9 protein-coding genes are annotated in these 12,991 nt (G+C 64.1%); all 9 read left to right on the forward strand.

Annotation, left to right across the window (positions count from 1 at the left end; genetic code table 11):
* Positions 1 to 426: 426 nt before the first annotated feature.
* The 9 genes from EJB06_RS01790 to EJB06_RS01835 all read left to right on the forward strand — a co-directional run bounded on the left by EJB06_RS01790 (position 427) and on the right by EJB06_RS01835 (position 12,952).
* The gene (locus tag EJB06_RS01790) at positions 427 to 3,348 is read left to right on the forward strand and encodes an aminotransferase class III-fold pyridoxal phosphate-dependent enzyme (protein WP_126072278.1); all 2,922 of its coding nucleotides are present in this window, start codon (positions 427 to 429) and stop codon (positions 3,346 to 3,348) included.
* A 1-nt stretch (position 3,349) separates the two neighbouring features.
* Complete coding sequence (locus tag EJB06_RS01795; RefSeq protein ID WP_126072279.1) at positions 3,350 to 5,986, forward strand: PEP/pyruvate-binding domain-containing protein; 2,637 nt, start codon at positions 3,350 to 3,352, stop codon at positions 5,984 to 5,986.
* The gene (locus EJB06_RS01800) at positions 5,979 to 6,545 is read left to right on the forward strand and encodes a CDP-archaeol synthase (RefSeq protein WP_126072280.1); all 567 of its coding nucleotides are present in this window, start codon (positions 5,979 to 5,981) and stop codon (positions 6,543 to 6,545) included. Before EJB06_RS01795 ends, EJB06_RS01800 begins: the two co-directional genes overlap by 8 nt.
* Positions 6,546 to 6,554: 9 nt before the next feature.
* A complete protein-coding gene (locus EJB06_RS01805; protein ID WP_126072281.1) occupies positions 6,555 to 7,193 on the forward strand; it encodes a CDP-alcohol phosphatidyltransferase family protein in 639 nt (212 codons plus the stop codon).
* Positions 7,190 to 8,092 carry a phosphatidylserine decarboxylase gene (locus EJB06_RS01810; protein ID WP_164557773.1) on the forward strand — a complete coding sequence of 301 codons (903 nt, stop codon included), beginning with the start codon at positions 7,190 to 7,192 and terminating at the stop codon, positions 8,090 to 8,092. Before EJB06_RS01805 ends, EJB06_RS01810 begins: the two co-directional genes overlap by 4 nt.
* A gap of 19 nt (positions 8,093 to 8,111) precedes the next feature.
* Positions 8,112 to 10,838 (forward strand): PEP/pyruvate-binding domain-containing protein, encoded by a 2,727-nt coding sequence (locus EJB06_RS01815; protein WP_164557774.1) that lies wholly within the window; start codon positions 8,112 to 8,114, stop codon positions 10,836 to 10,838.
* The gene (locus EJB06_RS31655; protein WP_164557775.1) at positions 10,835 to 11,677 is read left to right on the forward strand and encodes a hypothetical protein; all 843 of its coding nucleotides are present in this window, start codon (positions 10,835 to 10,837) and stop codon (positions 11,675 to 11,677) included. Before EJB06_RS01815 ends, EJB06_RS31655 begins: the two co-directional genes overlap by 4 nt.
* Positions 11,678 to 11,832: 155 nt before the next feature.
* Positions 11,833 to 12,723 carry a diiron oxygenase gene (locus tag EJB06_RS01830; RefSeq protein ID WP_126072286.1) on the forward strand — a complete coding sequence of 297 codons (891 nt, stop codon included), beginning with the start codon at positions 11,833 to 11,835 and terminating at the stop codon, positions 12,721 to 12,723.
* Positions 12,707 to 12,952, forward strand: coding sequence for an acyl carrier protein (locus EJB06_RS01835; protein ID WP_126072287.1), 246 nt, complete (start codon positions 12,707 to 12,709; stop codon positions 12,950 to 12,952). The genes EJB06_RS01830 and EJB06_RS01835 overlap by 17 nt, the downstream gene beginning before the upstream one ends.
* Positions 12,953 to 12,991: the final 39 nt, after the last annotated feature.

Below are 12,991 nucleotides of genomic sequence, written 5' to 3' on the forward strand. Positions count from 1 at the left end.
GAATCCCTCTAATCTTACACCTGCATTTCGTATTGACATGTGCATCGATGCCGACGTTGCGTGCAAGACACACCTAGCACATCTGCTAGTCTCATTTTTTATGCCAGCAAAATAGTCTAAATGCTCTAACGAAATAATTGCGGTGCATGTCAACTATTCAATATATTAAAAATAGAATCGAAGGCATCCGAAGTTTGGATAGGCAAATACATTTCTGAATTAAATTTTGGGAAACGCAGCAAAATGCAGCGCTTAACGCCACCCACACCTCGCAGCCGGCTGACCATTTAACAATTTTTTCCACCTCGCCGTGATCGTCCACCTGCCTGATGGCCCGGGTGCGGGGGCGTTCACATCGTCAGTTTCGACCGCAGGACGTCGTCGGTGGGCAGCCAATGTCCACCGCATCCAGAAAGCAGGCATGTCATGAATCCGCAACCGAACACCGCAGCGCCGCCGTCTACCGATTACGCCACCTACTGCCAGCCCCGGCTGACGGAAATGATGGGCATCGTCGGACTGGACAAGCACTATTTCCAAGGTGAGGGCAGCCGCATCCGCTATCGCGGCGCCGACGGTGCCGAGCGCGAGGTCATCGACTTTCTGGGCGGCTACGGTTCGACTTTGCTCGGACACAACCATCCGGAACTGATCCGCCATGCCATCGCCAACCTGCAGGGAAACATGGTCCATCACGGCCAGCTCAGTGTGCGGGCGCATGCGGGCCAGCTGGGACGGCGTCTCAGCGAACATCTTCACGCCGCCACCGGGCGCCGCTTCATGGTCCTGCAGGCCAATTCCGGGGCGGAGGCGGTGGAACTGGCCCTGAAAGCGGCCGAATTTGCCAAGCGCGCCAGGATATCGCAGGCGCTCAAGCGGATCGAGACCGAACTGTACGCATCGTCCTGCGCCGCGCAAGCCGGCAAGCGCCTGCGCGCCGGCGACCTGGAGGCGATCCGGGCACTGGTGGCGGGCGGCGGCGACGCTTCCCCGGCCGAGCTGTTCGGCGCGCTCGAGCGCTACAACCGCCGTGCCGCCGCAGCGCGTCCCATGTTGCTGGGACTGCGGCGCGGCTTTCACGGCAAGACCACGGGGGCGCTGCAGTTGACCCACAACGAGGCGTATCGCGCCCCCTTCGAACGGCTGGGCACGCCTGTGCGCTTTCTCGATCCCGGCGATCTCGCGGCGGCCGACGAGGCGATCGCCGACAGCGAAGTGAGCCTGTATTCGGTGACCGACAGCGCCGGCGAGCTACGCCTGAGCAAAAGCGCCTTTTCGAACATCGCCGCCTTTTTCGCCGAACCGATCCAGGGCGAGGGCGGCATCCACCCGCTCGACGCCGGCTACCTGCAGCGCATCCGCGAGCGTGCCGACCGGCACGATTTTCCGCTGGTGCTAGACGAAATCCAGACCGGCATGGGCCGCACCGGCACCCTGTTTTATGCCGAGCAACTGGGCGTGCGCGGCGACTTTTATCTGCTCGGCAAAAGCCTGGGCGGCGCACTCGCCAAGATCAGCGCCATCATGGTCGACGAGCAATGGTACGAGCCCGATTTCGGCCTGCTGCACAGTTCCACCTTCGCCGAGGACGATTATTCGTCCAGCATGGCCTGCCGCGTGCTCGATGTGATGGCCAGCGAAGGCATCCTGCAACAGTGCGCGGACAAGGGCCGTTTGCTGGGCGTCATGCTGCGTGAACTGCAACAGCGCTATCCCGACGTGATCCGCGAGGTGCGCGGCGTCGGCCTGCTGATCGGCCTCGAATTCGTGCCGCGCGAAGATGGCAGCCCGACCCTGCGCGATATCTTCATGGAAGGCCGGCTCGGCTATATTATTGCCGGCTACCTGCTGAACAAGCACGGCATCCGCGTGGCGCCCACCCTGTCCAGTCCGGCCACCATCCGGCTGGAGCCGTCCGCCCTGATCGGCCCCGACGAGTGCCGGCGCCTGCTCGACGCCCTGGCGCTGGTGTGCGAAATCCTGCGCCGGCAAAACGCCTACGAATTGACCAATTATATTGTCGGCAGCCAGGCCCCCAAGGCGCTCGACCAGATCGCCGACTGCCGCCCGCTGTTCCCTGCACGCGGCAGCGGCAGCGGAAGCTGGGCGGCGGCGCCCGGGAAAATCCAGCGCAAGGTCGCCTTCCTGGGCCACCTGTCGACCATTTCCAACCTGCGCCACTGGGACCCGTCGCTGGCGCAATTGAGCGACGAGGAAGCGGCGGCCTGGCTGCGCATCCTCAGTCCCATGGTCGGGCCGCTGGTGCACAAGTCCGAGGTGATCGAATCGATCACCGGCGAGCGCGTCCTGCTGGAGTTCATCACCCTGTATTTTGATTCGGAAATGATCTCCGAGCAGGTCAAGGCCGGCAAACAGGACGCGATCAAGGACCGGATCCAGCGCGCGGTCGATTTTGCGACCGAACGCGGCTGCGAAGCGATCGGTTTCGGCGGCTACAGTTCCATCGTCACCGGCAATTGCAAGCGGGTGCAGCTGCGCCAGAACGTGGCGCTGACGACCGGCAATTCGCTGACCGTGGCCATGGGCGTGCAGGCGCTGCTCGATTCGGCCGCCGAGCAGGGCGTGGACCTGGAGCAGAGCTGCTTTGCGGCCGTCGGCGCGGCCGGCAATATCGCCAGCATCTACGCCGAGCTGATGGCCAACCGCGTGCCGCGCCTGCTGCTGATCGGCACGGCCGGCTCGCGCAAGCGCGTCGAGCAGGTGGCCAGGCATATCTACGCCAGCGCCTTCGCCGACCTGACCGCGAAAATGGCCGCCGGCGAGGCGGCCGCCCTGGCCGGGGTGGCGGGCGCCCTGGTGGCCCATCCCTGCACCCTCCGCCTGCTGGCCCTGCCAGCCGGCGAACGCCCGGCCGACATCGGCGCCTGGCTGTTCGATGCCGTGGCGGCAGGCGAGAAGGAAGCGCCGATCCGGATCAGCGAAGAGCTCGCCGACCTGCGCTCCGCCAACCTGATCCTCAGTGCCAGCAGCACGCCCGCGGCCCTGATCTATCCGCACCATATCGGCAGCGGCCCGGTGGTCATCTGCGACATCGCGGTGCCGCTCGACGTGCATCCCTCGGTGCACGCGCAGTGCCCGAACGTCCTGACGATCCAGGGCGGGCTGGTGAGATTGCCGCAAGAATCGGCCTACACGATTCCCGGCATGCCGCTGGAACCGGGGCTGGCATTTGCCTGCAATGCCGAAACCATCCTCATGGGCCTGGCCAATATGACATCGCATTACAGCTACGGCAAGATCACCAAGGGCCAGGTCGAAGAAATTTCGCGCCTGGCAAGGCAACACGGCCTGACACTGGCGCGTCCGCGCCTGGAAGCGAGCTACTGATATGAATACCTCTTACACATTCGCCGAACTGGCGGCGCAGGACGATGCCGTGGCTGTGGCCGGCCGCAAGGCGGTTTCGCTGGTCGAACTCCTGAAAATCGGGGTCCCGGTGCCGGATGGCGCGGTGCTCACGACCGTCGCCTTCAAGCAATTCGCCGCCTTCAACCGCCTGGAGTCGCAGGTCAGCGAGGTCCTGCTGCGCCTGCGCACGCCGGATGCGGGCGGCGTCGCCGACGCCATCGCGGCCTTGAAGCAGGCGATGCACGAAGCGCGCATGCCGCAGGGCATCGCCAGCGCGATAGCCGCCATCGCCGACGGCGCGCCACAGGCGGCCTGGGCCGTGCGCAGCAGTTGCACGCAGGAAGACATGGCCGGCGCCTCCTTTGCCGGCATTTACGAATCGGTGCTCAATGTACGCGGCGAGGCCGCCTTGCACGCGGCGGTGAAACAATGCTGGGCATCGATGTTCAGCGACATGGCCGAGCGCTACTGCGCGCGCAACCGGATCGACCTGGGGCAGGGCGGCATGGCCGTGATCCTGCAGCGCATGGTCAATTCCGATGCCAGCGGCGTCGCCTTTTCCGTCAATCCGCAAAGCGGCCACGATACCGAAATGGTGATCGAAGCCTGTTTCGGCCTGGGCGAGGCGCTGGTGTCGGGCCACATCACGCCCGACCAGTACCGCTACGACTGGTATCGGGACCAGGAGACCGGCCGCCAGGTCAACCACAAGGGCTTGCGCATCCTGGCCCAGCCGGACGGCAGCAACCTGACCGAGATGCTGGACGAGCAGGCCGCCACGCGCGCCGTACTGACCGATGCCCAGGTCGCCACCCTGGCCAGGGAGTGCCTGCGCATCCAGAAAGCCTACGGCTTCCCGGTCGACATCGAATGGGCGCTGGAAGGCGGGAAGTTTTACTTTGTGCAGGCGCGGCCGGTCACCGCCATCCATTACGGCGCGCTGCAGATGGAATGGAGCAATGCCGACTTCAAGGACGGCGGCGTGTCCTCGTCGGTGTGTTCGGCCTTCATGTGGTCCCTGTACGACGCGGTGTGGGAAGCGATCTGTCCCAATTACACGTCCAGCATCCGGGTCCACCCCGACTTCAAGGTCGATGCCTGGGGACGCATGTTCTTTTCCCGTCCTTACTGGAACCTCACCGCGATCAAGGCCGGCGTCAAGTCGCTGCCCGGTTTTGTCGAGCGCGAATTCGACGAGGGCGTGGGGGTCAAGGTCACCTACGAAGGCAACGGCCACGTCACGCCGCTGAGCCTGAAAATCCTGGCGCGCGGCGTCAGTGTGCTGGCGCGCCTGAAATGGATCCTGTGGCGCAGCAAGTCGCGCCTGCCCGGCTTCAAGCGGGAGCAGGCCGCCCGCCTGGCAGAATTGCCGCGCGTGCTGGCCGCGCTGTCCGAACAGGCGCTGCCGGCATTCTATATTCGCTTCGTGAATGAGGAATTTTTCCGCAGCGAATACAGTTATTTCCACCATATTTTCAGCACCAACAACGCGATGACCCTGTTCCGGGACGGCTTCAAGAAGCTCAAATCGCGCTACACCGTGCTCGACCTGATCTCCGGCCTGGCCGGCCTGTCGCACCTGCACCTGAATGTGGACCTGTGGGATGTGGCGCAGGAACTGCGCGCCGATCCCGCCACGGCCGCGTATTGGGCCGAGACCCCGACGCCGGCGCTGATCGCCGCCTGGCGCGCCGGTTCCCAGGAGCATGGCATGGCCAGGGCGGCGGCCGTGGTGGAGCGCCACAAGTACCGTTCCACTCGCGAGCTCGACATTACGGTCGAGCGCTTCGGCGAAAATCCCGAGTTCCTTTTCGATAATATCAAGCAATGCCTGGCCCTGGGGGCCGGCAGCAATCCGCACGACGGCGTCAGGGACCAGGCCGACCGGCATGAGAAGACCCTGCGCGATTTTGCCGCCAGCCTGCCTGTCCACAAGCGCGGCGGCATGATCAAGCGCATCGAGGAACTGCGCTTTTACCTGTGGTGGCGCGAGGAATTGCGCGACCTGTCGACCGCGTATTACCACTGGGTGCGCCAGCTGACCCTGCGCGTCGGCCAGCGTTTCGTGCGCGAGGGCATCATCGACAGCGTGGAAGATATCTTCCACTTGCCGAAAGACGACATCAACGCCGTCCTCAGCGACAAAATGGATGGCGCAACGGCAAGGGTGCGTTGCCAGAAGAATAAAGACTATTACTTATCCTTCCGCAAGTTCTCTCCGCCCGACGAGATCGGCGCGCGCTTCCTGCAGGACGAACCGGCCAGCGCCGGGGCGGCCTCGGCCACCCGTTTCCACGGCATTCCCTGCAGCCAGGGCATGGTCGAAGGCAGGGTCAAGATCATTGCCGACATCCACGACGCGGAGCGGCTGGAAAAAGGCGACATCCTGATCACGCGCTTCACCGACCCCGGCTGGACCGCCAAGTTCCCGCTGCTGGCGGCGGTGGCGACCGAGACCGGCGGCCTGCTGTCGCACGCGGCCGTCATCTCGCGCGAGTACGGGATTCCGGCGGTGCTGGCCGTCAAGAACCTGACCGCCTTGCTGGTGGACGGGCAACTGGTGCGCATCGACGGCGGACGCGGCCTGGTCGAAGTGATCGAGGTGCCCCATGAATGAGTACAGCGGCTTGCTGCTGCATGTGATCCTGCCGGTGCTGCTGGGCGGCGTTTTCAACATGATGTTCGTCAAGTCGCCCTGGCTCGACGGCTTGAAGCGTCCCATCGACGGCGCCCGCCGGGCACAGGATGGCCGCCGCCTGTTCGGCGCCAACAAGACCTGGAAGGGCTTTTGGGGCATGGTCGTGCTCACGGCGCTGTGCGCCGTCATGATCGACCTCGCCATCGCGTGGTCCGGCGCCAGGCTGCCGCGCGCGCCCATCGGCGCTGTCGCCGGCGGCGCCCTGTTCGGATTCGCCTATGTGCTGGCCGAATTGCCCAACAGTTACATCAAGCGGCGCCTCGACATTGCGCCGGGCGCCAACGCGAACGGCTGGACCGGCATGCTGTTCGTCGTCATCGACCAGATCGATTCGGTGCTCGGTTGCCTGCTGGCGGCCATGCTGGTCACGCCGCTGCGCTGGAGCGATGCGGCCATGATCGTGCTGCTGTGCGGCGGCCTGCATCTGCTGGTGAACCAGCTCTTGTTCCGTCTCAAACTCAAAAATCAACAATTCTAAGGGCGCTGCATGCTGGTGATCGCTTATCTCAATCTTCCCAACGCCATTACCCTGATCGGGATGCTGTTCGCGCTGGCAAGTATATCCCTGGCCTTGCAGGGGGCGCTGGCATTCTCGCTGGCGGCGCTGCTGCTGGCCGGCGTGTGCGACCTGCTCGACGGCGCCGTCGCGCGCCGCACCGCGCGCACCGAGCAGCAGCGCCAGTTCGGGCAGGCGCTCGACAGCCTGGTCGACGTGCTCAGCTTCGGCGTGGCGCCGTGCGCCTTCCTGTACGCGCTGCAAGGCACGCCATCGTATTCGCTGCATGTGTGCGCCTTTCTGTATCTGGCCGCTGCCGTGCTGCGCCTGTCGTACTTTTCGGTGCACGGCCTGGCGGAGGAGGCCGCCGGCAAGGGAAACGGCAAGTACTACACCGGCATGCCGGTCACCTACGCCGCCTTTCTGCTGCCGGCCAGTGTCGCGCTGGCGTCCTTGCTGCCCTGGCAGGCGGGATGGGAATGGCTGGGCTGCGCCTGGCTGCTGGCCGTCGGCAGCCTGTTCGTGAGCCGGATGCCGTTCAAGAAACCGAGCGGCAAGGCGTATGCCGGCTGCCTGCTGGTCCTGCTGGGCTTGTGCGGCGCGCTGGTGTATCGCGGTTCCGTCGCGTGAGCGGCGCGCCGATCCTGCTGCACTCCCGGGCGAGCTCGACGCTGGTGGCCGAGCAGGTCTTCGAGCGCGGCTTCATGGATTTCTTTTACGGCAGCCGCGTGGGACTGATCTTGTCCGAGCTGCTGTTGAAGCGGCGCTGGTTTTCGCGCGCCTATGGCGCCTCCAGGAAGCGGGCCGCCTCGCGGCGGCAGATCGACGGCTTCGTCCGTCAATACGGGATCGATCTGTCCGAGGTGGAACTGCCGGTCGAGGATTACCGCAGCTTCAACGATTTCTTTACGCGCCGCCTGAAACCCGGCGCCCGGCCGTTGCCGGCCGATTGCAAGACGCTGGCGTCGCCGGCCGATGCCCGCGTGCTGGCCTGGGACATCGTGGACGGCCTGGTGGTGCCGGTCAAGAGCCGCGCCTTCACGGTGGCGCAGTTACTGGGCGACGACACGCTGGCGCACGAGTATTGGGGCGGCACCTGTTGCGTGCTGCGCCTGGCGCCGGCCGATTACCACCGCTTCATCCATATCGATCGCGGCACCCAGGGCCCGGTGCGGCGCATCAACGGCTACCTGCATTCGGTCAGCCCCTTGGCACTGCGCAACATGCTGGCGGTATTTACCGAGAATGCAAGGGAATACTGCCGTATCGAGACCGAGCAGTTCGGCCCGGTAATCCATGTCGATGTGGGCGCGATGGTGGTCGGGCGCATCGTCCAGCACCGTCCCGAAGGCGGGCCGGTCGAGCGCGGTGAAGAGAAGGGTTATTTCGAATTCGGCGGCTCGACCGTCATTTTGCTGTTCAAGGCCGGCGCGGTGGAACTCGATGCGGATATCCGCAGCTATTCCGCGCAAGGAATCGAAACCATTGTCTTGCAGGGCGAACGGATCGGCCGTTCGTCTGCAAGCTGAGCTCGTCGCAAGGAAGCCTATGCAAAGCAGTTGTGCCATCGTATCGTCCCTGGACGCGTCCACCGCCGCCGATGCCGGCCAGTTGGGCGGCAAGGGGAAAAACCTGCTCGCGCTGCGCCGGGCCGGTTTCAATGTACCGTTTTTCGTGGTCTTGCCGGTGGCGTTCTTCGAGGAGCTGATGGGCGCCGAGCTGCCGCTGCTCGACCGCCTGTGCGCCTGCGCCGCAGCGGCGGCCGGCGCCGAGCGCAAGGCCTTGCTGGCGCAAGCCAGGGACCTGGTCCTGGCCCGGCACCTGGGCAAGGACGAGCGCGCGGCCATCCTGCGGCTGCTGGCCGGGCAGGGCGATTATTTTGCCGTGCGCTCCTCGGCCATCGACGAAGACGGGGCCGGCAGCTCGTTCGCCGGTCAACTCGACAGCTTCCTGTTCGTGCGCACCGACGACAGCCTGTTCCACACCATCGTCGACTGCTTCGCTTCGGCCTACAACGAGCGCAGCTTCGCCTACCGCTGCGAGAGCGGCCTGGCGACGTCGCGCATCCGTCCGGCGGTGGTGGTGCAGGCGATGGTGTTCGCCGAAGTGTCGGGGCTGATCTTTACCGGCAATCCGATGACCTGCAATCCCGACGAGGCGGTCATCAGCGCCACCTACGGCGCCGGCGAAGGCGTGGTGTCGGGCGAGATGGATTGCGACACCTGGTATCTGGACGAGGCGGGCGCGTTAGCGCGGCGGCAACTTGCCGACAAGAGCACCGGCCTGTTCTTCGACGACAGCGCCGGCGCCGGTCTGCGCCATGAAACCGTCGACGCCGCGCGCGCCAGCGCTGCCTGCCTCGACGAGCGGCAAATCGCCCAGATCGCGCAGGCGGGACGGCGCATCGAAACCCTGTACGGCGGCACGCCGCAGGATATCGAATGGGCCATCATCGGCAGCGATCTGTATATCCTGCAAACGCGCCCGGTCACCAACCTGAGCCACATCAGCAAGTCGCGGCCCCGGACCATTCTCGACAATTCCAACATTGTCGAAAGCTTTTCGGGCGTCACCTCGCCGCTGACCTTTTCCTTCGCCAGCCGGGTCTACGAAAAGGTCTACGAGCAGTTCTACGGCCTGTTCGGCGTGCCGGCCGATGAAATCCGGCGCCTCAAGCCGGTGTTCCGCAACATGCTCGCTTACTACGACGGCCATGTGTATTACAACCTGAACAGCTGGTATCGCAGCCTGTCGCTGTTGCCCTTTTTCGATACCAACAAGAACAATTTCGATGCCTCGATCGGCGTGCAGGCCAATGCCAGCGCCGACACCGTGCGCCAGGGCCGGGGCCACAGCCGGATCGGCGCGGCATTGTTTACCCTGTCCGCCAGCGCCCGGATCGGCTGGTTCTACCTGCGCCGCCATGCGCTGTGCCGCCGCTTCGCGCGCGATTTCGACAGCTTCATGGATCCCTACATGAAGCTGGACTTCGCCGCGATGGACAATACCGCGCTGCTGGCGACCTACGACCGGGTGGAAGACCGCATGCTGAACAACTGGCGCGCGCCCATCATCAACGATTTTTTTGCGGAAACCTTCCATGGCGTGCTGCGTCACGTGCTGGTCAAACACATCGCGCGCGACGAGCAGGAAGTCTCGCGCCTGCACAACGATTTGCTGTGCGGCCAAGGCGGCATGGCCAGCGTGGCGCCGACCCGATTGCTGCTCGAAATCGCGGCCTGGATCGAGAACGCGCCGGACCTGCGCGCCGACATGCGCGCGCTGGACGTGCAGGCGCTGCGCCTGCGCATCGAACAGGCGGCGACGCCCGGCTATGCCTTGCTGAAGGAGCGCGTCGACGCCTATCGCAGCGACTTCGGTTTCCGCTGCATCAATGAACTGAAGCTGGAAGAAACCAGCATCAAGGACGATCCCAGCTTCGTGATCCAGGCGCTGAAGAATTATGTGCTGCAGGGCGTCGACGGCCGCCGCAGCATGGACGGCGACAAGCAGCAGACCGCGCGCGCGGCCGAGCGCATCGTGGCCGAGCGTTGCGGCAAGAACTGGCTGCTGCGGGCGGCGACCGGCTGGCTGATCCGCAATTCGCGCCAGTGCGTGATGGAGCGCGAAGAATTGCGTTTCTACCGCACCAAGATCTTCGGCTTCCTGCGCTACATCACGAACGCCATGGGCGCCAACTTCGCCAGGCAGGGCCAGCTGGAGAAGGCGCAGGATATTTACGCACTGACCCTGGACGAAGCCTTCGGCCTGATCGAACGGCGCGCCGTCAGCCACGACACGGTGCGCGAGATCGTCGGCGTGCGCCTGCGCGAGCAGGCCGCCTTCGCCAGGGCCGCCGAGCTGCCGCCGAGGCTGCAGTTCTACGGCGAGCTGATTCCGGAGAACATGGTGGCGGTCAGTTCCAGCGATGCGGCGGCCGACGGCACGATCGACGACATCGCCGGCCTGTTCAAGGGCACGCCATGCAGCTCGGGCACGGTGCAGGGCCGCGTGAAGGTGGTGCACGACACCACCGAGGTACAGCTGAACGGCGAAATCCTGGTCACGCGCCGCACCGATCCCGGCTGGGTGCCGTTTTTCCCGTGCATTTCGGGCCTGATCGTCGAGCGCGGCAGCGTGCTGTCGCATTCGGCCGTGGTGGCGCGCGAAATGGGCATCCCGGCGGTGGTCGGCCTGCGCGGCATCACGACATTACTGAAAGACGGCGACAGCGTGCGCCTGGACGGCGCGGCCGGCATGGTGTGCCGCGCGTGAACCGGATCGGGTCCTGCGCGCGCTGGTTGCGGCAAGCGTTTTCCTGGCCCGAATGGCTGCTGTTCGCCAGCATGTATTTATCCGTGCGGGCCGTGAGCCGGACCGGCTGGCCGGGCTGGTCGCTGCCGCTCGACCTGCTGGCCGGCCTGAGCTTTTTCGTCCTCCTCAAGTTGCTCGACGAGACCATGGACTACGACCAGGACCGGGCCGCCGGACGCGATTCCTTCCTGCTGCGCGGCGAGGTCGGCCTGGGCGAGCTGCGCGCCTTGCTGGTGGTCATCGTGGCAGTGCAGGGCGCCTGCACCTTGCGGGCCGGGGCCGCCGCCCCGGCGCTGGTCTGGATCGCGCTGCTGGCCTGCGCCTGGCTGCTGGCCCATCCCGTGCTGGCCGCCAGGCCCTTGCTGTACTCGCTGCTGCACTACCTGCTGCTGCCGGGCTTCGCATGGTGGCAGTTCGCCCTGGCCAGCGGCGGCTGCCATGTGTATACAAGTCATGTGCTGCTGATGGCCGTGTTTTACGGGGGCGCCATGCAGTACGAACTGAGCCGCAAGCTGGAACCGGCGGGAGGCTACCGCCATGTGCTCGGGCTGGGAACGGGCTGCCTGCTGATCGTCTGCTTCAGCTTGCTGGCCTCGCTGGCGGCGGCCGTGCTCAGCCTGCTTCTGTCCGGACGCTGGTGGGGGGTGGCGATGGCGGCCGGCCTGTTTGGACTGGTGCTGTCGGTACACGCCAGGCTCGCGCTGCGTCCCTCCGCGCCGTTCAACAGGCTGGCTGCGCAGGCCAGCGGCGTGTCGCTGCTGGGCCTGAATCTGACGATTGCGGCGGCTGCCCTGGCATGAGGGGGCACTCATTTTCTGTGCCAGAAATCTAGACGGAAGATTCTAGCAATTTCGATTGATGAGAGGGTTTAAAGATTGTCAATATATGCAAGGAAGCATCAAATATTCAAGCGAATTCAGTACCTTAGGTCGGCACACTCTTGAAAGACATCCCCATGACTACCACACAGACGGTTTATCACGATCGCGTTGCCAAGCTGGTCAAGCTTTCCCGTGACAGGCATGTGTTCAGCTTCACCCGCTTCGACTGGAGCGAATCGATCCCCGAATCCGACTGGTGGATGAGCCCCGAGCTTCTGACCATCTACAACACGCCGTATTACGAGCAAGCCTCGGAAGCGCAGCGCAAGTTGTTGAGCAAATGGGAATGCATCAACCTGTTCAGCCTGAACGTCACCGGCGAACAGGAACTGATCGCCGGCGTCGCGCAGCTGCTGCACACGCCGATGCTGAAAGAGGCCAACGAGTACCTGCATCACTTCATCGACGAAGAGAACCAGCACATGTGGTACTTCGCCCAGTTTTGCGAAAAATACGGCGGCAAAATCTACGGCAACAAGAAGATCCAGCTGTCCGACATGAAGCTCGATGCCAAGCTGTCGATCCTGGTGCGCTTCGCCCAGATTTTCATCTTCGAGGAAGTCGGCCATTACTACAACCTGAAGGTCGCGCTCGACGAGCGGGTCCATCCCTTCATCCGCGAAATCAACGAAGCGCACCGCAACGACGAATCGCGCCACATCACCTTCGGCCGCGCCTTGCTCGCCAGGCTTGCCGACGGCATCGACCAGGAATATCCGCCGGAAACGCTGCAAACGATTTCGGTTCATCTGAACCGGTACATACAGCTGACCATCGAATCGCTGTACAACCCGGCGATGTACCGCGATGCCGGATTCACCAGCGGGATTGCGATCCGCACTGCCTTGCTGGCCGATCCACGGCGTCAGCACTTTCATTCCAACGAGCTGCTTAAGAAAATCCTCGGCCTGCTGCGCGATACCCATTTACTGAAGAAGGAGATGTCCCTTGAACCAAGTGCTTAGTCTCGACAAGATCAACGAAGTCAAACAATGGCTGCTCTCGTCGAAGAAATACCTGACCGATATCCCGATGGACCTCGACCTGATTGAAAACGCGGTCGTCGATTCCTTGAGCTTCGTGGAATACGTGCTGGTGATCGAAGAAATCAGCGGCAAGGAAGTCGTCGTCGACGACGCCGTGCTGGACAAAGTGCGGACCCTGGGCCGCGTACAGGTCAATTACATGGAATAGGGCCGCCGTCCGCCCAGCCAGGACAATCCAATCGCAAAC

Origin of the sequence: Massilia atriviolacea (assembly GCF_003953935.1) — a bacterium.
In the GTDB taxonomy this organism is placed as follows: domain Bacteria; phylum Pseudomonadota; class Gammaproteobacteria; order Burkholderiales; family Burkholderiaceae_D; genus Telluria_A; species Telluria_A atriviolacea.

Bases quoted from the DNA above. Each gene is read 5' to 3' on its own strand.
- EJB06_RS01790 (WP_126072278.1), top strand. From the start codon at position 427: ATGAATCCGCAACCGAACACCGCAGCGCCGCCGTCTACCGATTACGCC.
- EJB06_RS01795 (WP_126072279.1), top strand. From the start codon at position 3,350: ATGAATACCTCTTACACATTCGCCGAACTGGCGGCGCAGGACGATGCC.
- EJB06_RS01800 (WP_126072280.1), top strand. From the start codon at position 5,979: ATGAATGAGTACAGCGGCTTGCTGCTGCATGTGATCCTGCCGGTGCTG.
- EJB06_RS01805 (WP_126072281.1), top strand. From the start codon at position 6,555: ATGCTGGTGATCGCTTATCTCAATCTTCCCAACGCCATTACCCTGATC.
- EJB06_RS01815 (WP_164557774.1), top strand. From the start codon at position 8,112: ATGCAAAGCAGTTGTGCCATCGTATCGTCCCTGGACGCGTCCACCGCC.
- EJB06_RS01830 (WP_126072286.1), top strand. From the start codon at position 11,833: ATGACTACCACACAGACGGTTTATCACGATCGCGTTGCCAAGCTGGTC.